Origin of the sequence: Streptomyces hokutonensis (assembly GCF_000376565.1) — a bacterium.
In the GTDB taxonomy this organism is placed as follows: domain Bacteria; phylum Actinomycetota; class Actinomycetes; order Streptomycetales; family Streptomycetaceae; genus Streptomyces; species Streptomyces hokutonensis.
Window position 1 is genome coordinate 20,112 of record NZ_BARG01000016.1, and the last position, 24,925, is coordinate 45,036.

Below are 24,925 nucleotides of genomic sequence, written 5' to 3' on the forward strand. Positions count from 1 at the left end.
CGGAAGGACCCCCGATGACCGCTCCGTCCCCCCAGCCCACCCAGTCCACTCGACCCGACGAGACCCGAAGCCCCGGCCGCCCCTCCGCCCGCCGCGCCATCGCGGCGGCCACCATCGGCAACGCGCTCGAATTCTTCGACCTCGCCCTGTACGCGCTGATGGCCTCGTACATCGGCCGCACGTTCTTCCCCGGCGGCAACCCCGGCGTCCAACTGGTGCAGGCCTACGCCGTGTTCGGCGTGACCTATCTGATACGGCCGCTCGGCGGGCTGCTGCTCGGCGCGTACGCGGACCGCAACGGCCGTAAGAAGGCACTGGTGTTGTCGATCCGGCTGATGGTCCTCGGTACTCTGCTGCTCGCGGTCATGCCCGGTTATGCGACCCTCGGGATCGCCTCGACCCTGGGGATCGTGCTCGCGCGGCTGATCCAAGGGTTCGCCGCCGGAGGGGAGTTCGGGGCGGCGACCTCGTTCCTGGTCGAGCACGACGATCGGCGCAAGAGCTTCCTCGGCAGCTTCCAGTTCGCCAGTCAGGGACTGTCCACGCTCATGGCGGCAGGGTTCGCGGCTGCGCTCACGGCTCTGCTGTCCGACGCCCAGATGACGTCGTGGGGCTGGCGCGTGCCGTTCGCGTTCGGGCTGCTGATCGGCCCGGTGGGCTATTTCCTACGCCGCTACATGGACGAATCCCCGGCGCCGGCACCGGAGTTGGAGTCGGCCGCTCCGAAGCCCTCCCCGATCGTGTCGGTCTTCCGGCACCACTGGAGCGGGCTGCTCATCGCCGGCGGTGCGCTGGTCGTGTCGACGGCGCTGAACTTCATGCTCCAGTACCTGCCGACGTACGGCATCGGTCAACTGGGCCTGGACGCCTCGCTGTCGTTCACGGCGCTGCTCATCGCGGGGGCCGTCCTGACCTTCGTCACCCCGCTCGTGGGGCTGCTGGGCGACCGGCACGGCAGGCTGCGCATCATGATCCCGGCCGCGCTGCTGATCGGCGTGGGCGTGGTGCCGCTCTTCCTGTGGCTGAACGCCTCGCCGTCCTTCCTCACCCTCGCGCTGTGCACCACCGTCCTCGCCCTGCTCAAGGCGGTGTACTTCGGCACGCTGCCGTCGGTGATGGCCGACGTCTTCCCGGCCCGGGCCCGCGCGACGGGCCTGTCCTTCAGCTACAACACCACGGTCGCGCTCTTCGGCGGCTTCACACCGACGATCGCCGCGGCCCTCATCGAGACGACCGGTTCGCCGGTGTCACCGGGCTACTATCTGCTGGCCACGGCCGTGTTGAGCACCGCCGCGCTGACGGTCGCGCAGCGCGGCGGCCGGATCCAGTGAGCGGGGGAGCGGGGGAGCGCTGCGTCACCCCGCCCGCACCTCATACGTCTCCACCCGCACCGACGCATCGTCCAAGCACTCCCCGGACACCAGGTCGAACCGCTGCTTGAGCAGCGGTGAGGCCACGAACGGGCGGCCCTGGTGGGTGCCGGTCAGGCCGCGGGAGAGGACGGCCGCGCCGTTGAAGGGGTCGCGGTTGTCGATGGCGTAGAGGGTGTCGGCGCGGTCGCGGAACAGGGCGACCTGGCGGCCGTCGGGCAGCAGGGCCGCGACGCCGCGGCCGGGGGTGAGCCGGTTCAGGTCGCAGACCGTGAACCAACCCTCGGCGAGCTGGAGTTGGACCTTCAGGTCGGTCGTCTCGGGGGCCAGGGTCATCGCTGGGCGCTTCCTTCCAGGACGTCGGCGGTCTGCTGGGGCCGCATGCCGATGGTGAGCAGCGGCAGGTCGGGCTTGATCTGGTCGCGCTCGGGGACGAAGCCGACGACCGGGTCCGGGGTGTCCGGCGCGTTCACGAAGGACACGAACCGGCCCAGCTTCTCGGGGTCGTTGATGGTCTCGGCCCACTCGTCGCGGTACCCGGCGACATGCGCGGCCATCAGCGACTCCAGCTCCTCGCAGATACCGAGCGAGTCCTCCACGACCACGTCCCGGATGTGGTCCAGGCCGCCCGGGATCCGCTCCAGCCACACGCTCGTACGCTCGAGGCGGTCGGCCGTACGGATGTAGAACATCAGGAACCGGTCGATCAGTCGGATCAGTTCGGCATCGGTCAAGTCCTGTGCCAGCAGGTCCGCGTGGCGCGGGGTCGCGCCGCCGTTGCCGCCGACGTACAGGTTCCAGCCGTTGGCGGTGGCGATGACGCCGAAGTCCTTCGACTGGGCCTCGGCGCACTCGCGGGCGCAGCCGGAGACCGCCGACTTGAGCTTGTGCGGGGAGCGCAGGCCCCGGTAGCGCAGCTCCAGGTCGATCGCCATCCGCACCGAGTCCTGGACGCCGTAGCGGCACCAGGTCTGGCCGACGCAGGACTTCACCGTGCGCAGGGCCTTTCCGTACGCGTGGCCGGACTCGAAGCCGGCGTCCACCAACCTCGCCCAGATCAGCGGGAGTTGTTCCACCCGCGCGCCGAAGAGGTCGATGCGCTGGCCGCCGGTGATCTTCGTGTAGAGGCCGAAGTCGCGGGCCACCTCGCCGATCACGATGAGCTTCTCGGGGGTGATCTCGCCGCCGGGGATGCGCGGCACGATCGAATAGGAGCCGTTCTTCTGGAGGTTGGCGAGGAAGTGGTCGTTGCTGTCCTGCAACGCCGCCTGCTCGCCGTCCAGGACATAGCCGCTCGCGCCGATCGTCGGAGCGAGGGACGCGATGATCGAGGCGACCGTCGGCTTGCAGATCTCGCAGCCGTCGCCACCCCGGGCGCCCTCACGGCCGTAGCGGTCCAGGAGGTCCTGGTAGGAGTTGATGCGCAGCGCGAGGGCGATCTCGTACAGCTCCTCGCGGGTCTGCGCGAAGCAGCCGCACAGGCCCTTGTCGACCTCGACGCCGCTCGCCTCTAGCTCGGCGGTGACCAGCTGGCCGAGCACCTTGACGCAACTCCCGCAGCCGGTACCGGCCTTGGTGCACTTCTTCACCTCCGGCACGCTCGTGCAGGAGTGCTCGGTGACCGCGCCGCGGATCGTGCCCTTGGTGACGTTGTGGCAGGAGCAGATCACCGCCTCGTCGGGCAGCGCCGAGGGGCCGAGCTGGACGGCGCCCCCGGAACCGGCCGGCAGCACCAACTGCTCGGGGGAGACGGGCGGTACGGACCCTGTGAACGCGCGCAGCGTGCCGTAGGCCTCCGCGTCGCCGACCAGGATGCCGCCCAGCAGCTCGCCGCCCCGGCCGATGACCAGCTTCTTGTACGTTCCGGCCCGTGCGTCGGAGTAGACGACGTCGAGGCAGTCCGCGGTGGCGCCGTGCGCGTCGCCGAAGGACGCCACGTCCACGCCGAGCAGCTTCAGCTTGGTGGACAAGTCGGCGCCGGTGAACGCCGATTCGTCCTGCGCGATGGTCGCCGCGACCGTCTCCGCCTGCTCGTAGCCGGGTGCCACCAGGCCGTACACCCGGCCGTCCGCCGCCAGTGCGCACTCGCCGATCGCGAAGACGTGCGGGTCGGTGACCGTACGGCACTGCTCGTCGACCGTGATGCCGCCGCGCTCGCCCACCGACAGCCCTGATTCCCGGGCGAGTTGGTCGCGGGGCCGCACACCGGCGCTGAACACCACCATGTCCGTGGCGAGTTCGGAACCGTCCGACAGCTTCATGCCGACGACGGCTCCGTCCTCACCGGCCACGATCTCCTGCGTACCGGTCCCCGTATGGACCGTAAGACCCATGTCCTCGATGGTGCGCAGCAGGGCCGCGCCACCGCCCTCGTCGACCTGCACCGGCATCAGCCGGGGCGCGAACTCCACGATGTGCGTGGCCAGTCCGAGCCCCTTGAGCGCGCCGGCGGCCTCCAGGCCGAGCAGCCCGCCGCCGACCACCGCACCCGTCGTGGCCCGCGACTTCGCGTACGCCTCGATCGCGAGGAGGTCCTCGATCGTGCGGTAGACGAAGCAGCCGTCGGAGTCCTTGCCCGGGACGGGCGGCACGAACGGATACGAGCCGGTGGCCAGGACGAGGGTGTCGTACTCAACTGTCAGTCCGGAGCGGGCCGTTACCGTCCGCGCCGCCCGGTCGATCGTCTCGGCCGGGTCGCCGACGTACAGCTCGATGCCGTGGTCCTTGATGAACTCCGCGTCCGTGAGCGACAGTTCCTCGGGGGTGCGGCCCGAGAAGTACGAGGTGAGCTGGACGCGGTCGTAGGCCGGGCGCGGCTCCTCGCACAGCACGACCACGCGGTGTGTCGCGGTCAGGCCGCGCTCGGCGAGCGCTTCGAGGAAGCGCTGACCGACCATGCCGTGGCCGACGAGCACGATGGTGGGCACCACACGCGGATTCGAGGTCATGTCCAGGAGCCTGCGACTTCGGTGTTACCCGACCGCATCACATCTGTTTCCCGTGAGGAACGCTGCCCTCAGCGGGAGCGCGCGGGGGGTGTGAGGGTTCCGGGTGCGCGCCGGGGGCGGAGTGTGAGGACGGGCCGGTCCGCGCCGGTTCGGTTAACCGAACCCCGCACTTCCGTGCAGGCACCATCGTGTACGGCGGGCGGCGGCGGAACGCTGGAGACATCGGTTTTCGGCAGTTCACGGCCAGGAGGAAGCACCATGGGCAGTGTCCGACATGCGCAGGTTCACGACACCGGGGCGGTGCGGATGTGGCGGATCGTCCGCGAGCCCTTCACCGCCGCGACCTGGCGCCGCACGGCCTACGCGGTACTCGCGCTCCCCGTGGACCTGGCGTGCGTCCCGCTCTCCCTGCTCGGCGCCCCCACGGCCCGCTGGCAGCGGGGCCTGGTCCGCCGCTTCCTGGACACGGACCTTCCCGGCACCGCACGCCGCGGCGGCCTGCGCCACGCGCTCCTCGCCACCCCCCTCAACCTCCTCTCCCTGTTCATCACGGTCTACGGCTGGGCGATCGTCCCCATGAACCTCGGCTGGCCGCTGCGCGCCGGCGACGACTACTCCGGCGCCTGGGGCGGCCCGACCTTCGCCGGGGCCTGGGCCTTCCACGCGATCCTGGGCGGCATCGGCTTCCTGCTGCTGATGCCGTGGCTGGTGCGGGGCCTCACCGCCGTACAGGTCCGTGTCGCCAGGTCGCTCCTCTCCTAGGTTGATCCCATGCCGAGCCTCCGCTCCCGCCTCCGCACGCTCGCCGTCGCCACCTTCGGCCGCCGCGCGCTGGCCGCCGTCCTCTACGGCGTGATCGCCCTCCCGCTCGCCCTGGCCGGCTTCCTCCTCACCCTCGTCGGGCTGGCGTTCGGCGGCGCGCTGTCGGTGACCACGCTCGGGCTGTGGCTGCTGGCCGTCACCGTGCGGGGCGCGCTGGCGCTGGGCGCGCTGCAGCGGGGGCTCGCGCGGCGGCTGCTCGGACTGGAGATCGAGGAGCCGGGCGCACCCGGCGGCAGCGGCCTCCTCGGCTGGCGCCGGGGCCTCCTGCTCGACCGGGCGGGCTGGCGGGCCGCCGGCTGCGCGCTGCTGACACCGTTCACGGCCGTCTTCGCGTACGCGGCCGTCGTCATCGGCTACGTCTACGGCGTCCTGCTCACCCTGCACCCGCTGCTCAAGCGCTGGAACTACAACACGGTGCACAGCGCCGACGGCTCCACGCACCACGTTTCACTGGAGTTCTTCGGCTTCCAACTCGACTCCTGGCCACGGTGGTTGATCCCGTTCGCGGTCGGACTGCTGCTGCTCGCCGTCGCGCCCGTCCTCCTCCGCTACGCCCTCGGCCCGCACCGCGCCCTGCTGACCGTGCTGCTCGGCCCCGACGCCGCGACCCGCCGTATCCGCACCCTGGAGGAGACCCGCGCGCGGGCCGTCGACGACGCCGCCGCCACCCTCCGCCGTATCGAACGCGATCTGCACGACGGCACCCAGGCCCGGCTGGTCTCCCTGGCCATGCAGCTCACCATGATCCGAGAGCTGGTCACCACCGAGGCCGCACCCGACCGCGTGCTGGCCGTCGTAGACACCGCCCGGGGCAACGCCACCCAGGCCATCACCGACCTGCGCCACCTGGTCAAGGGCATCCACCCGCCCGTACTCGACGAGGGCCTGCACGCCGCGCTCACCACCCTCGCCGCCGACAGCGCGCTCCCCGTCACCCTCACCACCGACATCGCCACCCGCCCCACCCCGGCCGTCGAGACCATCGCCTACTTCTGCGCAGCCGAACTCCTCGCCAACGCGACGAAACACGCCCGGGCCACGGCCGCCGCCGTCGACGTCACCGCCCGCGACGGAGTTCTACGGCTGCGCGTCACCGACGACGGACAGGGCGGCGCGAGGCTCGGCGCCGGGTCCGGACTCACCGGCCTGCTGGCCCGGGTCCGTACCGTCGACGGCACACTGACCTGCGACAGCCCGCGCGGAGGCCCTACGGTGGTCACGGTCGAGCTCCCCCACCTGTGAACGGAGTGGCATGCGCGTCGTCATCGCCGAGGACTCGGCCCTCCTGCGCGACGGCCTGGTCCAGCTGCTCCAGCTGCGGGACGTGGAGGTGGCCGCGGCGGTCGGCGACGCGGAGTCCCTGCTGACCGCGGTCGCGGCCCACGCCCCGGACGTCGCCGTCGTCGACATCCGCCTCCCGCCCACCCAGACCGACGAGGGCGTACGGGCGGCCGTACGACTGCGGGAGCGGTACCCCGCGATGGGTGTGCTGCTCTTCTCGCAGTACGTCGAGACGACCCACGCGGCCCAACTCCTCGGCAACCCGGCCGGGTTCGGCTATCTCCTCAAGGAACGGGTCGTCGACATCGGCGAGTTCGTCGGCGCCCTGGAACGCGTCGCCGCCGGCGGCACCGCCCTCGACCCCGAGGTCGTCGCCCAACTCTTCGGCGCCGCCCGCCGGTCCACCGCCCTCGACACCCTCACCCCACGCGAACGCGAGGTCCTCGCCCTGATGGCCGAGGGCCGCACCAACCACGCGATCGCCACCGCGTTCACCGTCTCCGAGCGCGCGGTCGAGAAGCACGTCGCCAACATCTTCACGAAGCTCGACCTGCCGCCGTCGGAGACGGGGAACCGGCGGGTGCTCGCCGTACTCCGCTACCTGGAGAACGGCCGCTGAAGCCCGGCGAAGAACAGGCTCACCCGGCGTGATGTCACGCTTTCAGGGCGATGAACCGATACGGCGGGGTCAGGGCGGGCCGCGTCCTGGTCCGACAGCGCGGCGGGTCACCCGGTCCGGGGGCGCATACGTGGCTCAGGGGGTACGGCCCTCTTCGATCACCTCGCGCCACCTGCGCGGCCGCGGCCCTGCCCTGTTCCGGGGAACGCCGTCCGGCCCGCGAACCCCAGCCCCGGCTCGGCCGCCCGACCGAGTACCCGGGAGGCACGGCCGGGTACGCGGGGCGCGTAGCGGCGCCGCGAGGCCGCCGTGACCCGGGCGATGTCACTGTCCTCGACGAAATACGCGTCGTCCTTGTCGACGGTGGTGATCAGCACCCTGGCCGCCTCGGCCGGCACCGGTGCGGGGTCCGGCAGGAGATGCAGCAGCCATACGATCACGACGGCGTCCACCGCGTCCGGCGCGAAGGGCAGCCGCGTGGCGTCGCCGCGCACGACACCTCCCGGCATCCGCCGCCTGGCAGGGCCCAGCATCCCGGGTGAACGGTCGACCCCGACCACCGTCCGCTCCGGGCGCAGCAGTCTGCGGGTCACGATGCCCGTGCCGCACGCGATGTCCAGGATCACGCAGGACCCTGCGGCAGCAGGAGTTCCACCGCGTCCGCCGCACACACCCCGTGATCCAGATCACGCAGTGCAGGTGCATCGTGGAAGGCCGCCCACAGCCTTTTAACCGGTGTAGGCAACCAGTGGGAGCAGAGACAGTGCGCATCGAGCAGGGGCAGGCGGGTGAGTTCGAGGAGTTCGTGGCGGCCCGCTGGTCGGTACTTCTCCATCTGGCGCGTCTGCTCGTCGGCGGTGACCGGCATCGGGCCGAGGATCTGGCGCAGGAGTCCTTGGTCAAGCTCTGGTTCGTCTGGCCGAAGGTCTCCCAGGACGCGCCGGAGGCATACGTCCGCAAGGTGATGGTCCGCGCGGCGGCGCGCGCGGGCAGGCGGCGCTGGTGGGGTGAACGCCCCGTCGAGCGGCTGCCCGAGGGGGCGACGACCGGGGACGTGTCCGCCGACGTGGCGGAGCGGTCCCGGCTGGAGGCCGCGCTCGCCCAGCTGTCGCCGAACCAGCGCGCGGCCGTGGTGCTGCGCTACTACCAGGACCTGCCCGAGGGCCAGGTCGCGGAGGCGCTCGGGTGTCCGGTGGGCACCGCGCGCTCCCACGCCTCCCGTGGTGTGGCGCGGCTGCGGCAGATCCTGACCGACGCCATCGAGCCGACGCGGTGAAGGAGGACCCCATGGATCAAATGGATCCGTTCGAACGGCAGTTGGCGCGGATGATGCGCGACACGCACGAGCCCGCCCCCTTCGAGCCGCGCCACCGCGCACGTCTCCATGAGGGAGTACGGGTCCGTCGCCGGACCAGGGTCGTGCGCAGGACCGTCGGCTCCGCCCTGGCCGTCGTCGGTGTCGGCATCGGGCTGCTCCTGCTGCCCGCCGGTCCGACCAAGGTCCAGCCCGCCGAGCCCCACCCGAGGCCCGCGACCAGCCCGACGTCCACCGGCTCGGCCCCGACACCGGGGGAGACCCCGACCGCTCCGCCCACCTCGTCCGCCACGACATCCCTGGCCAACCCGGGCGCGACGGCCTCGGACACTCCCACGGCGCCCGCCACGACCGGGAGTTCGGCCACGGCGACGGCAACCAGCGGCGGGAACACGGGCGTTACGACACCGCCCGCCACCTCCTCCTCCACCCCTTCGAACACGGCGACCGCGGAGAACCTGAGCCGGAGCACGCCGTCGTCCATCACGTCGTCGCTCACCGTCTCGCCCGGCTCCGGTTCCTGAACTCCCCTCCGCCACTGGTGACTTCGGCATGCCCCGAACCAGTGCACAGAAAGGGCAAACCATGCTAAACGACAAGTCGCTCAGGCCGGTGGACGTGATCAGCCGGCCACCGCGACGCACACCGGTGCCGACCCATCACCCCGGCCCCGTCCTGGACCTGGTGGTCCCGGTGTTCAACGAGGAGACGGACCTGGAGCCGAACGTGCGCCGCCTCCACGCCCACCTCTCCGAGGCGTTCCCGTACCCGTTCCGGATCACCGTCGCCGACAACGCCAGCACGGACCGCACCCCGCACATCGCCGCCCGCCTGGCCGCCGAACTGCCCGGAACCGAGTGGCTACGGCTGCCCGAGAAGGGCCGCGGCCGGGCACTGCGCGCCGCCTGGTCGCAGTCGCCCGCGCCGGTGCTCGCGTACGTGGACGTCGACCTCTCCACCGAACTCGCCGCGCTGCTGCCCCTCGTCGCCCCCCTGATCTCCGGCCACTCCGACCTGGCCATCGGCACCCGCCTCGCCCCCGCCTCCCGGGTCGTGCGCGGCCCCAAACGCGAGGTCACCTCCCGCTGCTACAACGCCCTCCTCCGCTCCACCCTCGCCGTCGGCTTCTCCGACGCGCAGTGCGGATTCAAAGCCGTACGACGCGATGTCGCCGAAGTGCTGCTGCCCCTGGTCGAGGACACCGGTTGGTTCTTCGACACCGAACTCCTGGTGATAGCCGAGCGCGCCGGCCTCCGCATCCACGAGGTCCCGGTCGACTGGGTCGACGACCCCGACAGCCGCGTCGACCTCCTCACCACCGCCCTGGCCGACCTACGCGGCATCGCCAGAATCGGCAGAGCACTGGCCCGCGGCACCCTGACCCCGGCGACGCTGCGACTCGCCCCGGACACCGCCGATTCAGGCGCGCCGACTGAACCGGCCGCCCAGTTCACGCGGGCGCAGGCGGGACAGGCTGCCCAGCTCGCGGGGGCGCAGTCCGGATCGGGCGTGGAGCCCGCGCGGGCGCAGGCTGGACAGGCGGCCCAGTTCACGTGGACGGAGCCCGGAGGGGCCGCCCACCTCACGCACGCGGAGCCTGGACCGGGCGTACAGTCCACGCAGGCTCAGGTGGGACAGTCCGCCCAGCTCACGCACACGCAGTCCGGATCGGGCGTAGAGCTCGCGCGGGCGCAGGCCAGGCAGACTGCCCAGCTCACGGGGCCGCAGCCTGGACCGGGCGTACAGTCCACGCAGGCGCATGCCGGGCAGGCCGTCCAGCTCACGGGGGCGCAGTCCGGACCGGGCGTGGAGCCCGCGCGGGCGCAGCCCGGAGGGGCAGCCCAGCCCACGCGCGCGCAGCCTGCACCGGGCGTGCAGCTCACGCACGTGCAGGCGGGACAGGCCGCCCAGCTCGCGGGGACGCAGCCTGGACCGGGCGCACAGCTCACGCGGGCGCGGCCCGGAGGAGCCGCCCAGCCCACACACCCCCAGCCCGGACCCGGCGTACTGCCCACGCACGCGCACGCCGGACAGACTGCCCAGCCCACGCAGGCGCAGCCCGGACACGCCGCCCCACCCACACACGCGCAGCCCGGACAGACCGCCCCACCCACACACGCGCAGCCCGGACAGACCCCCCAGCCCACGCAAGCCCACCCCGCACAGGCCCCCCGACTCACCCGCACGCCCGCCGCCCGAGCCGCCCTCATCCCCCGCGCCCCCGCCGGCCCCGCCGCCCCCGCCGTCCTCATCCCCCGCGCCCCCGCCGGCCCCGCCGCCCAGCTCGCCCGCTTCGCCGCCATCGGCGCGATGAGCACCGTAGGACACCTCTTGCTGTACGCGGCGCTGAGCCCGGCGCTCGGTGCCCAGGCCGCCAACGCGCTTGCGCTGCTCCTCTGTGCCCTCGCCAACACGGCCGCGAACAGGCGGCTCACCTTTGGGTACCGAGGACGCGGCGGTGCGCTGCGGCACCACGGCAAGGGGCTCGTGGTCTTCCTGATCGGTCTGGTGCTCACCAGCGGCTCCCTCGCGGTCCTGCACCACGCGGCACCCTCGGCCGGTCACGGCACCGATCTCGCCGTGCTCCTCGTGGCCAACCTGGCCGCGACCGTGCTGCGGTTCCTGCTGCTCCGGGCGTGGGTGTTCCGCGCATGAACGAGACCATCACCCCGGCGAGCGACTGGAACGCGAGACTGCCGGAGGAGCGGCCCGCCCCCACGGACGGCAAGCGGCAACGACCGTGCCGGACCATGAAGCAGACCATCAAGCAGACCGTCAAGCACCACACCCCCGTACTCGCCTACTACGGCGCCCTGAAGCTCATCGGCTTCGTCTCCTTCATGTGGCTGCTGGACTCCGCCGGGAACTACCGCACCAAGAACCCCCGCTTCGGCGGCGGCGCCCACCCGTGGGACGTACTGGCCACCTGGGACGGCTGGTGGTACCAGCAGATCGCCGTCCACGGCTACCACCCCGAGCTGGTCCGCATCCCCGGCGCCACCGGAATGATCACCCTCGAAGGCAACTCGGCGGCCTTCTTCCCCCTCTACCCGGCGCTGATCCGCCTGGCCTCCGAACTCACCGGTCTCGGTTCCTACGGCGCCGGCCTGCTGGTCTCCGTACTCGCCTCCTTCGTCGCCGCCCTGGGGATATACGCCGTCGCCGCGCAACTCCTCGACAGCCGGGCCGGGTTGGCCGCCGCCGGACTCTGGGCCGTGTGGCCCGGTTCCGGCGTCGAGTGGGCGGTCTACTCCGACTCCCTCTTCGTCGCCCTGGCCGCCTGGGCCTGCCACGCCGTCCTCACCCGCCGCTGGCTCACCGCCGGCCTCCTCACCTGCGCCGCCGGCCTCAACCGCCCCACGGCGGCGGCGCTGATAGCCGCGGTCGCCGTAGCGGCCCTGCTCGCACTGCGCGACCGCCGCGACGGCGTCCTGCGCCCGCTGGCCGCGACGGCCGTCGCACCCCTCGGCCTGCTCGCCTATCTCGGCTGGGTGGGCCACCGAATGGGCGACTACGGCGGCTACTTCAAGCTCCAGTCCGGTGCCTGGGCCCACAAGTGGGACTACGGCAGCCAGACCCTCGACGTCCTCACGTCCATCCCGGTCGGCAGGACCACCTACCTCTTCGCCTGGCCCTTCGCGGACCTGATCGGCGTCTGTGTGGTCCTGCTCGGTTTCGCCCTGCTCCCGCTGCTGTTCCGGCTGCGCCCGCCGGCGGTACTGATCGTCTACACGGTCCTCACCGTCGCGCTCGTCCTGGGCAGCCAGCAGATCTTCAGCAACGTCTCCCGCTATCTGCTGCCCCTCTTCCCCCTGTTCCTCCCGCTCGCCGCCGCACTGCGCCGCCTCAGCCTCGCCCACCAGTTCACCCTGCTGGGGATGGCGGCCCTGGCCTCGGGCTCGTACGCGGGCTACGCCCTCTTCGAACTCGGCGTCCCGTAACGGGTGTTGACGACTAGTGACTGCCCGTCAGATGCGCGAACACGACGACGTTCCCCTGATAACCCGTCGACCGCGAGTAACCGCCCCCGCACGTGATCACCCTCAACTCCGGCCGCCCGGCGGCGCCGTAGACCTTCTGATCGGGGAAGCGGCTCGCCTGATACACCTCGACCGCGTCCACCGTGAACAGCGCGACCGTGCCGTCCAGCCGGTCCAACTCGATGGTGTTGCCCTTCTTCAGGGCACCGAGGTCGTAGAAGACGGCGGGCCCGTCGGCGTTGTCGACATGGCCCGCGACGATCGCCGTGCCGGTCTCACCAGGAGTGGTGCCGGACTCATACCAGCCGGCGAGGTTCTTCTTCGCGGCCGGAGGCACGTCCAGGCTCCCGTTGCCCGTCAGTTTGAGGCCCATCAGCGGGGCATCCACATGGATGGAAGGGATCCGGATGCGGTCCGGCGGCGACGGCGGCAGCGCACGGGCCGCGGCGCGTTCGACGGCCGGGTCGGGGCGGGCCTCGGCGGCGGACGGCTGCGGCGGCGGGTCCGTGTCCCGGCCACTGGTCAGCAGCCACGCACCCGTGCAGAGCGCGACCGCGGTCACGGCCCCTATCGCGGTGTTGCCGAAACGCATCACGCACCCCTCTCCAGTGACCAGGTCCTGCCCCGCGCCCCCTCCGGGTCACGAGGGGCGTCGGACCCGGAGGGGGAGGGGCTTGCGGTACCGGCGGACGGACAGCGGAGGGTGTCCGTCAGATCCCGTCGCCTCTCGCCCGGCGATGCAGGAGCCAGGTACCGCCCGCGGCGGCGACGGCGAGAGCCGCCACACCGGCCGCGGTCTGCACGGGGTCGGGGCCCAGGGCGCCACCGACCCCCGTCTTCACACTTCCGCGCGGCTGCACCTGCTGCCGCATCGAGGCCAGCGTCACCATCAGATCGCCGCTGACCTCCTTGCCGTCCGTGCACTTCGCGACGATCTCGTACGTCCCCGGCTGCGCGCTCGGCGGCACCTTGAACTGCCCGATCGCGTCGCCCTCGTGCGTGCTCGGCGCCAGCGTGAACGTGCCGGCGCCCACCGCGCTGGCGTCCCCGGCCGCCGTACCGCCGTCGCCGCACGCGGCCGTGTTCACCGTGACGTCGCCGCCCGGCACGGCGCTCGACGGGAACACCTCCAGGCTGCCGGTCTCGCCGCCGTACGCCGGTGCGGTCGCGAGACCCGCGGCGGCGACGGCGAGCGCGGTACCGGTCAACAGACGGGCCGTACGACGCATCGGTGCTCCTCCGAGCTGTGGTTGGCTGCCCTTCCGAGGTAAGTGGCACCGGGCCGAGCCCGCTTCCTGAGCGCACGTCAGAAGTGTGGTGAATGGGTGTCAGGGAGCCGTCGCGGCGGCCCGTTTCCTCGCTGTTTCAGCAGGTCATAGGGGTACGGCGCCCCCGTCCCGAAGGAGTACCCGAAGAGCGCACGCCGAGCGTGTGAACGGGTGACGACGGCCGCGCTTGACCTCAAGAATGGTTGAGGTACCAGGCTGCCCGCATGGACACCGACACCGCTCCTCTGACCGTCACCGTCGTCATCGGCAGCAACCGCCACGGCCGCTTCGGCCCGGTCGTCGCCGACTGGCTCCTCACCCACGTGAACGACCGCGCCGACCTCACCCTCCAGGTCGTCGACGTCGCCGACACCGGCCGGCTGCCCACGACCCTCGCCCCGAGCCCGGAGGCGTCCGCCGCGCTCGCCGCCATCACCCCGAAACTGTCCTCGGCCGACGCCTTCGTCGTCCTCACCCCCGAGTACAACCACTCCTTCCCGGCCGGCCTCAAGAACCTCATCGACTGGCACTACACCGAGTGGCGCGCCAAGCCCGTCGCCCTCGTCTCCTACGGCGGCCTCGCGGGCGGCCTGCGCGCGGTGGAGCACCTCCGCCAGGTCTTCGCCGAACTCCACGCCGTCACGGTCCGCGACACCGTCTCCTTCCACAACGCGGGCGCGTCCTTCGACGACCGCGGCCTCCTCAAGGACCCCTCGGCCCCGGACGCGGCGGCGAAGGCGATGCTCGACCAACTGGTGTGGTGGGGGCGGTCGTTGAAGGAGGCGCGGGAGACGCGGCCGTACGCCGCATAAGGTCGCCGCCCTTGAATTCACCCGAACGGGAACCCGTCCCGCGCCATGAGAACGGCCCCGCCGGAGCATGCATCCCCGCATGAGTGTGGACAAGGCGTACTTCACCGTCGGGGCCACCGTGTCCACGTACGACCTCGACGCGGACGCGGCCGACCCGGCGCAGGAGTGGCAACTGGGCGCGGCCTGGGGCGGGTTGCCGCCCGGCTGGGAGGAGGGCGTCGACGCGGCGGTGGACCTGGGCCAGGCCCACCTCTATGTGTTCCGGGGCACGGAGTACGTCCGCATCCCGTTCGCCACCCAGACCGTCGACGACGGCTACCCGCTCACGATCCGCGACAACTGGACCGGCCTCTCCTTCGACACCGTCGACGCGGTCATGAACTGGGCCGACGGCAAGCTCTACTTCTTCAGCGGCCCCCAGTACGTCCGCTACGACATCGCCGCCGACCGCCAGGACCCCGGCTACCCCAGACTCATCGCCGACGGCTGGACCGGAGTCACCGCCGATTGGATCGGCGAGGGCATCGACGGCGCGCTCAACCCCGGCAACGGACGGGCGTACTTCTTCAAGGGCACCGAGTACACGGCCGTCGACTGGCACACCAAGAAACAGGAGGACGGCCACCCGCTCACCACCGCCGACCAGTGGCCCGGCCTCACCGGCCCCTACGACGCGATCTGGTCCAACGCGGCCACCTCACCGCCGAGTTCGAGCAAGGCGGCCCAATTCCTGCAGTCCTACGGCGAGTTCGCCACCGCCGGCGAGACGGCGACCGGTGTGCCCGCCCTGGTCACGCTCGGCCAGGCGGCCCTGGAATCCGGCTGGGGCACGGCCGCGCCCGGCAACAACTTCTTCGGCATCAAGGCGAAGGCGACCGACCCGCCGGAGACCCGCCAACTGCTCAGGACCCAGGAGGTGTTGGACCGCCCGGACGTGCAGTTCCCCGAGGTCGTCTCGGTGACGCAGCGCCCCGACGGCAAGTACCTGTACGTCGTCCGCGACTGGTTCCGCGTCTACGCGAGCCCCGAGGAGTCCTTCACGGCCCACGGCAACTACCTGCGGAACAACGCCCGTTACGCGCCCGCGTTCGACCACACCGACGACCCGTACGCCTTCGCCCGGGCGGTCGCGGACGCGGGCTACGCGACCGCCACGAACTACTACGACTCCCTCGCGTCCGTCATGCGGAACATCGAGGCGGCAGCCTGAACTGGAGCGGCCGGTGATTCACCGATCCGGGTGAATGACCGCAAGTCGCCGTATAGGTGTCATATGACCCGGGCAGGACGGGGACATGGGATACCAACTGGGGGATCTGGGGCGGACGTTCCGCGACCAGATGTACAACGTGCTCACCGGCGGCGACGGCAGCGTCCCGCCCGCCAAGTCCAGCTTCATCACCTGGTGCATGCCCGGACTGCCGTACCAGGAGGCGGACTTCGCGTTCGCCGCGCAGGGCATCGGCACCGGCGCCACGGCGGCGGAGGACAAGCTCCTGCTCCAGCAGGCGTACAACTTCTCCTCGCTGATCGACTTCATCCCGGACGTGACCTCGGCGTACTCGTCGGGCCGCCAGGACGGGGTGTGGCGCAACGCGAGCGGCGCCCGGCTGAGCGAGATCTACGGCCAGATCCTCAAGTTCTCCAAGGTGGTCGACGATCAGCTCACCGACGACCAGAAGGCCAAACTGGACCGGTTCCGCGGCCTGTTGAGGGTGACGCGCACGGTGAAGGACATCGTCACCGAGCAGGAGAAGCAGGTCACCGAGGACAGCCCCATGCTCAAGGCCTACAAGGCGTGCATGCAGGCGTACGTCACGGCCGCGCTGTCGTACAACAACAAGCGGATCGCCGCGCAGGCCGCCGTCGGCGAGTCCGGCAAGCAGGCGGTCGCGGACTGGGCGGCCAACGCGCAGCTGTACTCGATGCAGGTGGCCGCCGCGATGGACGACTGGACGTCGAGCGGGTACCGCAACGAGGTCGAGGAGATCAACGCCTACATCGACCAGACCACCGAGAAGTCGATGCTGCTGTGGAAGCGCAACCTGGAGCGCTTCTACGAGGAGGCGAACACCAACGCCCTTGGCCCGGGCCAGTCGTTCTACTACACGACGGTCGTCCCCGGTGACTTCGCCACCTCCAGCGGCTGGACCGCGTACTCGATGTACCACCAGATGGTGGACTCCCACAGCCACTACGAGACGACGTCCTGGTCGGCGGGCGGCGGTCTCAACTTCGGTCTGTGGAGCGCGAGTGCGGGCGTCAGCTCCAACTCCCAGGACTACAGCGAGAACTACCAGGTCGACGACTTCTCGATGTCCTTCGAGATGGCCCAGGTGCAGGTCGTACGGCCCTGGTTCTACCCGGAGTTCCTGGAGAACCGCGGCTGGGACCTGCGCAAGGGACAGGGCTGGAACTACGACGAGATGCCGTCCGACGGCGGCACCCCGCCCCAGGGCCGCTTCATCGGCTACCCGCTCCAGGCCCTGTTCATCAGGAACCTCACCATCCACTCCGCCTCGCTGGCCCAGGCCCTGCAGACCCACCAGAGCTCCGTGTCGGTCAACGCCAGTGTCGGCTGGGGCCCGTTCACCGTGCGGGGCAGCTACAGCCACTCCGAGTCGGACCAGCACTTCCACTCGGAGAACGACGGCGCCACCATCACCGTCCCCGGCATGCAGATCATCGGCTTCGTCAACCACCTGCTGGGCAAGACACCCGACCTGCTCGACGGCCTCGACCCCGACCAACTGGTATAGGGCGGCGGGCAATTGTGACCGACAACGCAACGGTGTGGTCGGCGTCCCCGGTGGACGCGGCCGCCATGTTCGGCCTGGGCGCGTACTTCCGGAACCTGCTCACCGACCCCGACCACCTCGTCGGCGTACCGGTGACACCGGTCGTCCACCAGGACAGCACGTTCCGCTTCGGCGGCGCCCTGGACACGGCCCGGGCCACGGTCTGGTCCGAGTTCTGCGAACTCGTCAACCGCATCCCCACCCAGCCCGTCTGGGCACCCCCGGCCACCACCCATCTGTGGAGCGTCTACGGCGAGGTACTCGGCGCCGACCTGGCCGGCTCCACCCTCACCCCGGAGGAACACCAGCGCTACGACAGGGCAGTCGACTACCTCTACGACACCGGCCCCGACGGAGTGTTCGTCCCCTCGCCCGCCCTGCGTGACTACCGCACGGCCCGCCAGGCCTGGCTCCAGGCCGACACGGACTACCACCAGGCGGAACAGGCGGCGGTCATGTCCGCCGACCCGGCCGCGCGCGACCACTGGACCCACGTCGACGAACCGCGGCTCCGCCAGGCCAGGGACGACGCCATGGACGCCTGGCAGACCGCCGGACACAAGGCCGAGGTGGAGGACGCCCTGCGCGAGACCTCCGAACTCGCCTCCAAGGCACCCTCCGGCATCTGGAAGCGGCACCGAGACACCTTCAACCCGAACCTCCCCGACCAGTACACGACCGCCCCCAACGGCACGCGTTTCGCGCCCACTTACTACTCACCGGACGGCGCCCTGGACGACCCCTGGTCGCGAGTCGTCCTCCCGGAGCAGATGTTCCGCACCCTGGCCGCCCAGGCGCCGGCGGAACTCAGGGCGGCCTTCGGAGACCGCGCCACCGACGACTCGGTCTTCTCGCTCGCCTTCGAGTACCGCGTCGTCTCCGTCGTCCGCCCCTGGCTGGACCCGCCGATGGAGCTGTTCGGCTCCCGCGCCTGGCGCCTCTCGGCGGGCGTCGCCCCGCTCAGCGACGGCGCCACCCCACCTCACGGCCGCTGCCCCTCCTACGTCGAATCGGTCGCCCTGGCCCGCAACATCGAGCTGATCCGCCAGGCCGTCGGCTACACCGAGACCCCCGGCGAGACCACCCTCCACGGCACCTGGACCCTGGACCTCGACAACGGCATCGCGGGCGGCGGCATGAACACCGCCGACCTCTGGTGGGAGTGGATGACGGAGACGACCGCCCAGTTGGTCCCCAGCTCCCACGGGGGCATCGTCAACCTCGGCCAGGTCGACTACGACGCCTTCGACGGCCACCGCCTGTCGGCCCTCACCTACGCCACCACCCCGATCACCGGCAACCCGGACGCGAGCAACCAACTGGTCTCCGGCGACGTCTTCGCCGTACGCACGACGGAGGGCCGCTTCGCCAAGGTGCTGGTCGTCCAGTACGGCTACGACCTCCAACTGCGCTGGGTGGCCTACCAGCAGGCGACCTCGGCGGTCCAGAGCACCGTCACCGCGCCGGAGGACGTGTTCCTCGCCGGCTTCGTGTGCAGACAGCTCCCCAAGAGCCCGGACCCGGACCCGGCCCTGACATGGTGAGCGCCGAACTCGCCCTCCACGGCCTGCTGTTGCTCGGCACGGACACCGTCTACGCCGTCCACATGCCCACGTTCACCGCGCCCCACGACTTCCAGGCCGTCCTGCGGGTGACCCTGGACACCGACACCTACCGCACGGCCCGCAAGCGCTACGGCACCTCGGCCCTGTTCACCGCCCGCCCGCGCACCCTCCTCCTCAAGGACCTGGAACCGGGCGCCACTTGCCCGGCAGACCTCTACTTCGGCCGCTTCGGAAGGGACGGTGAACCGCTGGGAGAAGTGAGCATCACGATCGACGAGACGGTGTACGCCGGCCACCCGACCGAACCGGCGGGGCTCCGCTACGTCCTCTTCGGCCGCGAACAGCTCTACCTGGCCCACGTCCTCACCCGCCCCCCGGACTTCGACCAGGTCCTGACCGCCCAACTCGCGGGCGAGTGGTGGGCGTTGGGCAGCGTGGAGGAGACGCCCGCGCGCACGGTGACGGTCCCCGGCCGCCCGGACGATCTGACCGGACGCCTGCGACCGGGCGAGCAACTCACTGCGGACGAAACACAGTTGCAGGTGCTGGCCGAGGTGTATCTGGAGACGGCCGACCTGACGGGCCGGCCGTAGTGACAGGCGGATCAGCCCCGTCGGGCCCGCTTCAGTTCGCGGTCGACGGCCCAGGCGTCGCCGACCGGGCCGAGGTGGGTGAGCTTGTCGGGGTTGATCACCGCGCGGATGGTCTGGATCTGCCCGTCGAGCACGTCGAGGGCGAGGGTGTGGAGCACCTTGCCGTCGCGGTCGCGGAAGAGCGCGCCGGGCTGGCCGTTGACCTCGTGCGGCTCGAACGACACGTCGATCCGGATCAGCCAGGGGAAGACCGTGCCGAGCACCCGGGCCACGTTCTCCGCGCCCATGACGGCCCTGGCCAGCTGCGGGGCCTTGCCGCCGCCGTCCCCGACGAACTGCACGTCGGCGGCGAGCAGTTCACGCAGTCCGCCCACGTCACCGTCCTTCAGCGCGTCGAAGAACCGGGTCGCCAGCTCCTGCCGCTCCTGCCGGTCGGCGGCGAACCGGGGCCGCTTGTCCGCCATGTGCCGCCGCGCCCGCACCAGCAGTTGCCGGCACGCCGACTCCGAACGCCCCACGGTCGTGGCGATCTCGTCGAAGCCGAAGGCGAACACCTCGCGCAGCACGAACACGGCCCGCTCCAGCGGGCTGAGCTGCTCCAGCAGCAGGAGCGCCGCCATCGACACCGAGTCGGCGAGCTCCACCGACCGCGCCGGGTCCTGGTACGGGTCGCTCAGCAGCGGCTCCGGGAACCAGGGCCCGACGTACTCCTCCCGCCGTACCCGCGCCGAGCGCAGGACGTCGATGGAGATCCGCGTGACCGTGGCCGACAGGAAGGACTTGGTCGAGGTGGGCCGGGTCCCCGAGCCGTCGTAGCGCAGCCAGGTCTCCTGCACCGCGTCCTCGGCCTCGCCCACACTGCCCAGGATCCGGTAGGCGATCGAGAACAGCAGCGGTCGCAGCTCCTCGAACTCCTGGGCCTTCCGGTCGGTTTCGCTCACGCGGGATCTCCTTGTCCTGGCCGGTGCGGGTGGGGTGCGGTTCAGCCGAGGATGCCGGGCTTGTAGTCGCCCGCGCACGGCTGTCGGGTGATGATGTTCAGCCGGTTCACCGAGTTCATGAAGGAGACCAGGATGACCAGTGAGGTGAGCTGCTCGTCGTCGTAGTGCTTGGCGGCGTGCGCCCACACTTCGTCGCTCACCCCGCCGGCCGCGTCCGCGACCCGGGTCCCCTCCTCCGCCAGTTCCAGCGCGGCCCGTTCGGCCTCGGTGAAGACCGTGGCCTCGCGCCACGCCGCGACCAGGTTCAGCCGCACCGAGGTCTCGCCGGCCTCGGCGGCCTCCTTGGTGTGCATGTCGATGCACACGGCGCAGCCGTTGATCTGGCTGACCCGCAGCGCCACCAACTCCTGCGTCAGAGCGGGCAGTTCGGAGTTCTTGAGCGACCTGCCGACCGCCATGAACTGCTTGGCGGCCTTGCCGGCGGTCGGGCTGGCGAAGAAGTTCAGTCGTGCGTCCATGATGCCCTCCGTGGGCCGTCGTCGTCAGTGGCTACACCCACGGGACGAGACGGCCCGTTCCCCTGTGACATGGACGCATGTGACCCGGGTCTCACCCCACGTTGACCGCGCTCCAGGCCGCGGCCACCGCGTTGTACTCCGAACTCCCCACCCCGTAGAGGTCCTTGGCCGCACTGAGCGTCGCCGTGCGGGCCCCGGCGTAGTTCGTCGAGGACGTCATGTAGACCGTCAGCGCCCGGTACCAGATGGCCCCCAGCTTGTCCCGGCCGATCCCGCCGACCGAAGAGCCGTTGCAGGTGGGGGAGTTGTAGTCGACCCCGTTGATCGTCTTCGCGCCGCTGCCCTCCGCGAGGAGATACGCGAAGTGGTTCGCGACCCCCGAGGAGTAGTGGACGTCCAGATTCCCGACCGTCGAACTCCAGCAGTCCGCGGAGTTCCCGTCCTTGGACGGCTTGTCCATGAACCGCAGCGCCGGCCGCCCGAACCCGGACCGCACGATCTTCTCGCCGATGAGGTAATCCCCTTGGTCGGACGCGTTGTTGGCGTACCACTCCACCAGCGTGCCCATGATGTCGGAGGTCGCCTCGTTGAGCCCGCCGGACTCGCCCGAGTAGGTCAGCGCCGCCGTCTTCGACGTCACGCCGTGCGTCATCTCGTGCCCGGCGACATCCAGCGCCACCAGCGGCCCGAGCTGCGTCCCGTCACCGTCGCCGTACGTCATGCAGAAGCAACTGTCGTCCCAGAACGCGTTGTTGTAGCTGTTGCCGTAGTGGACCCGGTTGTACGAGCCCTTCCCGTCGCCCGCGATGCCGTTCCGGCCGTGGACGCTCTTGTAGTAGTCCCAGGTCTCGTTCGTGCCGTACTGCGCGTCCACCGCCGCCGACGAACGGTCCGAAGCCGCCCCCGTGCCCCAGTGGTTGTCGGTGTCGGTGAACACCGTGGACGGCGCCCGGCTGATGCAGATGCCGAGGATGCACAGGTCGGTCTTGTTCGCCGCGTCACCGGTGTAGGTCCCGCCGCGCGAGGCGTCCTTGAGCTGGTACGTCGATCCCGACAGCGTCGTCTCCAGCGGCACCGTCCCGCTGTACAGCGACTTCCCGTCACCGGTCGCCGTCTCCACGCTGTCCCAGGCGTCGATCCGGGCGCCGGTGCGGGCGTCGGTCAGCACGGTTCGGGCGACCGGGTTGCCGAGCGAGTCCTTGGCGACGACATTGGTCCGCCAGGCGAGCTTCGGGGCGCCGTGGAGGGCGTCGACTATCAGCTGGGGTTTGGCGGTCACGCCCTTGAGCGCCTCGCCGAGATGCGCGGCCCGCAGCGCGTTGACGGCCAGGTCCGCCGCCTTCGGAGCGGCCACCTTCGGCGTGACGGTCGCCAGGGATATGGAGGCGCGGGTCGCACGGTCGGCGCTGCGATAGCTCCCGTTGGGAGCCAGGTGCACCACGAAATCACCGCCGAGCACCGGGAGTTGGCGGTACGTCCGGTCGTAGCGGACGTGCTGTGTGCCGTCCGGGTCGACGATCACGTCCCGGACCGACGTGCCCTCCGAGGCCGTCAGCCCCAGACTCGTGGCGTGGGCCAGCAGCGCGGACGCGGCGTTCGCGATCGCGGCGGACCGGGTCGGCCGGTCGACGGCCTGGGCGGTGGGGGAGAGGGTGGCGGCCAGCAGGGTCGCGGCGCCGGCCGCGATACCGGCCGTGGCGAGACGGGAACCATGAACGTGCCGTGTCCGACTCATCGGTCTCCTCAAGAACGCAAGTGGGGGGCGTGGGGGCCGCGTTGATGTTGAATGAGATTTAAAGGGTCATGACATGTCATGTCCATAGCGCGTGCAAAGACTTCCGGACTCCAGGAGGCCGAGTGACACCCCTCCCGTTCTTCGTCTACGGCACCCTCCGCCCCGGCGAGCCCAACCACGACCTCTTCCTGCGCGGCCGCACGGAGTCGGAGGAACCGGGACGCCTGCACGGCGCCGTCCTCTACGAGGGCCCCGGCTACCCGTACGCCGTCGAGGACCCCGGCTCGGTGGTCGTCGGCGAACTCGTCACCGCGCGCCCCGAGTCCTACCCCCGGCTCCTCCTCGCCCTCGACCGGCTCGAGGACTACGCCCCCGGCGACCCGCGCAACCTCTACGAGCGCGTCGAGCGCCCGGTGACCCGCGACGCCGACGGCACGGCGGTACGCGCCTGGGTGTATCTCGCGGCCCCCGCCGTCACCGCCGCCCTGCGCGCCCACGGCAAGCTGATCGAGGGCGGCGACTGGCGCCACCACCGCTGAAGGATTGTTGAACGATCCTCAGTTGCCGCCGGAGGCCAGCGCCCGAGCGACCCCCTTCTCCTTCGGCCCGAGGAACTGCGGATCGGGATGGACCGCCACGTCCAGCGCGGCCTTGCCCGCCGCGAACACCTCGCGGGTACCGCCGTAGTACCAGGTCGCGTTGTGCGCCTCGTCGACCCCGACGCCGTACGAGTCGACCCCCGCCGCCTCGCACAGCGCGACTGCCCGCCGGATGTGGAACTTCTGGCTGATGAGCACGGCCCTGTCGACGCCGAAGATCTTCTTGGCGCGGACACACGAGTCCCAGGTGTCGAAGCCGGCGTAATCGGTCACCACGCGCGCGCGGGGCACCCCGTGCTTCGCCAGGTAGACGCGCATCGCGTCCGGCTCGTCGTAGTCCTTGCGGCTGTTGTCACCGGTCACCAGGACGACCTTCACCCGGCCCTCCCGGTACAGCGTGGCCGCCGCGTCCAGCCGGTGCGCGAGATACGGCGACGGCTCGCCGTCCCACAGCCCGGCGCCGAAGACCACGGCCACATCGGTGCGCGGCGCGTCCTGAAGGGTCCGCAGCCGGTCCGCCGTCGCCACCCACAGCCAGGTCGCCGGAAGCAGCGCGAGGACACACCCGAGGGCGACCCCCTGCACGAGCTGCCGCCACCCGGCACGCGTGCGTGGCAGCCGCGGTCGGCGAAGTCTCGGGCGGCGCATCAGACGTATCAACGGGGGCCCCTCACCGTTCGGTTTCGACAGTCACAGACGCGCCGTAACCCGATCCGGTTCGCCGCCGGCAGTGTGACTGGCTTCACTGTGAACGCCGAACCCGCAGGTCACGTCGCCTCACACACCCCCCGAACCCCACCGTGAACCCCCGGAAAAGACCCGTCATTCCGGTGCAACGGCACGGCAACCTCCCACCGCCACCATCACTCCATGACGGCGTCGCATCATCCCCACGACGAGTCCACGACCCTCGACAGTACGGCGCATCTCATGAACCGGATCAGCAGTCAGCTCGCCAGCCAGCTCAGCGCCGTCTCCCTGAACGGCAGCCGCCGCCCCGCTCCGCCCGCGCTCGTCCTCGTGGCCCACGGCAGCCGCGACCCGCGCGCCCTGAGCACCGTACGAGCCCTCGTGGAACGCGTCCGCGAACTGCGCCCCGGCCTCCCCGTCCACCTGGGCCACATCGAACTCAACGAGCCCCGCCTGACGGACACCCTCACCGCACTCGGCCCCACCGACGCCGTCCTGGTCCCCCTCCTCCTGGCCCGTGGCTACCACGTCAAGCGAGACATCCCGGAGATGGCGGCGGAGGCACAGGCACGCGCGCGCGTGGCACCCCCTCTCGGCCCGCACCCCCTCCTCGTAGAGACCCTCTACGACCGCCTGGTGGAGGCGGGTTGGCGTACGAGGGGCGATGAGCAGTCCCGCCGCGGCAGCGCGGTGGTCCTGGCCGCAGCGGGCTCCCGCGACCCGGACTCCAAGCTCGACACCAACCACACGGCCCAACTCCTCGCCGACCGCCTGGGAGTCCCCGTGATCCCCGCGTACGCGTCGGCGGCGACGCCCACGGTCGCAGCGGCGATCCGCGCCCTCGCCGCGAGGGGCCGCCACAGGGTGGCTGTCGCTTCTTGTTTCACGGCCCCGGGCCGCTTCGCGACACAGTGCGCGGAGCAGGCTCCATGGATCGCATCAGCACCCCTGGGAGCCCACCCCGCGATGGCACGCTTGGTCCTCCACCGCTACGACCAGACGCTGGCAACTCCGGTGACGACAGCACAGGAACTGGCGTCGGCTTAGCCCCTGCGGGAGGCGAGTCTTTTA

Annotated in this window: 23 protein-coding genes and 2 pseudogenes; 16 read left to right on the forward strand and 9 right to left on the reverse strand. The window is 71.1% G+C overall.

The genetic code is table 11. The annotated features are described in order from the left end of the window. Positions 1-14 precede the first annotated feature (14 nt). Positions 15-1,331, forward strand: coding sequence for an MFS transporter (locus SSP08S_RS07510; RefSeq protein ID WP_019066964.1), 1,317 nt, complete (start codon positions 15-17; stop codon positions 1,329-1,331). A gap of 24 nt (positions 1,332-1,355) precedes the next feature. Here the strand turns inward: SSP08S_RS07510 and nirD are convergent, their stop codons facing one another. Continuing rightward, a complete protein-coding gene (gene nirD / locus SSP08S_RS07515; RefSeq protein WP_019066965.1) occupies positions 1,356-1,706 on the reverse strand; it encodes a nitrite reductase small subunit NirD in 351 nt (116 codons plus the stop codon). Next, the gene (nirB, locus tag SSP08S_RS07520) at positions 1,703-4,318 is read right to left on the reverse strand and encodes a nitrite reductase large subunit NirB (RefSeq protein WP_019066966.1); all 2,616 of its coding nucleotides are present in this window, start codon (positions 4,316-4,318) and stop codon (positions 1,703-1,705) included. The genes nirD and nirB overlap by 4 nt, the downstream gene beginning before the upstream one ends. 258 nt (positions 4,319-4,576) lie before the next feature. Between nirB and SSP08S_RS07525 the strand changes: the two genes are divergently transcribed. The 3 genes from SSP08S_RS07525 to SSP08S_RS07535 are packed head-to-tail and all read left to right on the forward strand — an operon-like array spanning position 4,577 to position 7,040. Beyond that, positions 4,577-5,080, forward strand: a complete 504-nt coding sequence (locus tag SSP08S_RS07525; protein ID WP_019066967.1) for a hypothetical protein — start codon at positions 4,577-4,579, stop codon at positions 5,078-5,080. A gap of 9 nt (positions 5,081-5,089) precedes the next feature. Continuing rightward, on the forward strand, positions 5,090-6,382 hold the full coding sequence (locus SSP08S_RS07530; RefSeq protein WP_019066968.1) for a sensor histidine kinase: 1,293 nt from the start codon (positions 5,090-5,092) through the stop codon (positions 6,380-6,382). Between the two features lie 10 nt (positions 6,383-6,392). Next, complete coding sequence (locus tag SSP08S_RS07535) at positions 6,393-7,040, forward strand: LuxR C-terminal-related transcriptional regulator (RefSeq protein ID WP_019066969.1); 648 nt, start codon at positions 6,393-6,395, stop codon at positions 7,038-7,040. Between the two features lie 158 nt (positions 7,041-7,198). On the opposite strand, the gene SSP08S_RS60675 is transcribed toward SSP08S_RS07535, so the two are convergent. Beyond that, entirely contained in the window at positions 7,199-7,666 is a 468-nt protein-coding gene (locus SSP08S_RS60675) for a class I SAM-dependent methyltransferase (protein WP_019066970.1), read from the reverse strand. 143 nt (positions 7,667-7,809) lie between these two features. Between SSP08S_RS60675 and SSP08S_RS07545 the strand changes: the two genes are divergently transcribed. The 5 genes and pseudogenes from SSP08S_RS07545 (at position 7,810) to SSP08S_RS07560 (ending at position 12,296) form a co-directional block, all read left to right on the forward strand. Next, positions 7,810-8,316, forward strand: a complete 507-nt coding sequence (locus SSP08S_RS07545) for a SigE family RNA polymerase sigma factor (RefSeq protein WP_026178275.1) — start codon at positions 7,810-7,812, stop codon at positions 8,314-8,316. Positions 8,317-8,327: 11 nt separating this feature from the next. After that, the gene (locus SSP08S_RS54940) at positions 8,328-8,879 is read left to right on the forward strand and encodes a hypothetical protein (RefSeq protein ID WP_174479372.1); all 552 of its coding nucleotides are present in this window, start codon (positions 8,328-8,330) and stop codon (positions 8,877-8,879) included. Between the two features lie 61 nt (positions 8,880-8,940). Then, positions 8,941-9,846, forward strand: a pseudogene (locus SSP08S_RS54945) (dolichyl-phosphate beta-glucosyltransferase); the annotation flags it as partial. Between the two features lie 774 nt (positions 9,847-10,620). After that, positions 10,621-11,010: pseudogene (locus SSP08S_RS59125) on the forward strand (GtrA family protein); the annotation flags it as partial. Continuing rightward, entirely contained in the window at positions 11,007-12,296 is a 1,290-nt protein-coding gene (locus tag SSP08S_RS07560; RefSeq protein ID WP_019066973.1) for a glycosyltransferase family 39 protein, read from the forward strand. The pseudogene SSP08S_RS59125 and the gene SSP08S_RS07560, both read left to right, overlap by 4 nt. Positions 12,297-12,309: 13 nt before the next feature. Here SSP08S_RS07560 and SSP08S_RS07565 read toward each other — a convergent pair whose 3' ends face one another. Together SSP08S_RS07565 and SSP08S_RS07570 are read right to left on the reverse strand one after the other, a co-directional pair. Beyond that, positions 12,310-12,927 (reverse strand): class F sortase, encoded by a 618-nt coding sequence (locus SSP08S_RS07565; protein ID WP_019066974.1) that lies wholly within the window; start codon positions 12,925-12,927, stop codon positions 12,310-12,312. 118 nt (positions 12,928-13,045) lie between these two features. Then, positions 13,046-13,564, reverse strand: coding sequence for a GVDTG sorting domain-containing protein (locus SSP08S_RS07570; protein WP_019066975.1), 519 nt, complete (start codon positions 13,562-13,564; stop codon positions 13,046-13,048). A 263-nt stretch (positions 13,565-13,827) separates the two neighbouring features. Here SSP08S_RS07570 and SSP08S_RS07575 point away from each other — a divergent pair, with 263 nt between their 5' ends. From SSP08S_RS07575 to SSP08S_RS07595, 5 genes are all read left to right on the forward strand, one after another. Then, positions 13,828-14,415, forward strand: a complete 588-nt coding sequence (locus SSP08S_RS07575) for an NADPH-dependent FMN reductase (protein ID WP_019066976.1) — start codon at positions 13,828-13,830, stop codon at positions 14,413-14,415. Positions 14,416-14,494: 79 nt separating this feature from the next. Continuing rightward, positions 14,495-15,625 (forward strand): hemopexin repeat-containing protein, encoded by a 1,131-nt coding sequence (locus tag SSP08S_RS59130; protein WP_019066977.1) that lies wholly within the window; start codon positions 14,495-14,497, stop codon positions 15,623-15,625. 85 nt (positions 15,626-15,710) lie between these two features. Continuing rightward, on the forward strand, positions 15,711-17,174 hold the full coding sequence (locus tag SSP08S_RS07585) for a hypothetical protein (protein ID WP_019066978.1): 1,464 nt from the start codon (positions 15,711-15,713) through the stop codon (positions 17,172-17,174). A gap of 14 nt (positions 17,175-17,188) precedes the next feature. Then, complete coding sequence (locus SSP08S_RS07590; RefSeq protein ID WP_019066979.1) at positions 17,189-18,757, forward strand: hypothetical protein; 1,569 nt, start codon at positions 17,189-17,191, stop codon at positions 18,755-18,757. Beyond that, on the forward strand, positions 18,751-19,371 hold the full coding sequence (locus tag SSP08S_RS07595; RefSeq protein WP_019066980.1) for a hypothetical protein: 621 nt from the start codon (positions 18,751-18,753) through the stop codon (positions 19,369-19,371). Before SSP08S_RS07590 ends, SSP08S_RS07595 begins: the two co-directional genes overlap by 7 nt. A gap of 11 nt (positions 19,372-19,382) precedes the next feature. Here the strand turns inward: SSP08S_RS07595 and SSP08S_RS07600 are convergent, their stop codons facing one another. From SSP08S_RS07600 to SSP08S_RS07610, 3 genes are all read right to left on the reverse strand, one after another. Then, positions 19,383-20,312 (reverse strand): RNA polymerase sigma-70 factor, encoded by a 930-nt coding sequence (locus tag SSP08S_RS07600; RefSeq protein ID WP_019066981.1) that lies wholly within the window; start codon positions 20,310-20,312, stop codon positions 19,383-19,385. A gap of 41 nt (positions 20,313-20,353) precedes the next feature. Next, on the reverse strand, positions 20,354-20,830 hold the full coding sequence (locus SSP08S_RS07605) for a carboxymuconolactone decarboxylase family protein (protein WP_019066982.1): 477 nt from the start codon (positions 20,828-20,830) through the stop codon (positions 20,354-20,356). 91 nt (positions 20,831-20,921) lie between these two features. Then, entirely contained in the window at positions 20,922-22,565 is a 1,644-nt protein-coding gene (locus tag SSP08S_RS07610) for a M4 family metallopeptidase (RefSeq protein WP_019066983.1), read from the reverse strand. Between the two features lie 122 nt (positions 22,566-22,687). On the opposite strand from SSP08S_RS07610, the gene SSP08S_RS07615 reads away from it, so the two are divergent. Then, a complete protein-coding gene (locus SSP08S_RS07615) occupies positions 22,688-23,104 on the forward strand; it encodes a gamma-glutamylcyclotransferase family protein (protein WP_019066984.1) in 417 nt (138 codons plus the stop codon). 18 nt (positions 23,105-23,122) lie between these two features. On the opposite strand, the gene SSP08S_RS07620 is transcribed toward SSP08S_RS07615, so the two are convergent. Continuing rightward, positions 23,123-23,812, reverse strand: coding sequence for a SanA/YdcF family protein (locus SSP08S_RS07620; RefSeq protein WP_078532365.1), 690 nt, complete (start codon positions 23,810-23,812; stop codon positions 23,123-23,125). Positions 23,813-24,034: 222 nt separating this feature from the next. Here SSP08S_RS07620 and SSP08S_RS07625 point away from each other — a divergent pair, with 222 nt between their 5' ends. Continuing rightward, on the forward strand, positions 24,035-24,901 hold the full coding sequence (locus SSP08S_RS07625) for a sirohydrochlorin chelatase (protein WP_019066986.1): 867 nt from the start codon (positions 24,035-24,037) through the stop codon (positions 24,899-24,901). Positions 24,902-24,925 lie beyond the last annotated feature (24 nt).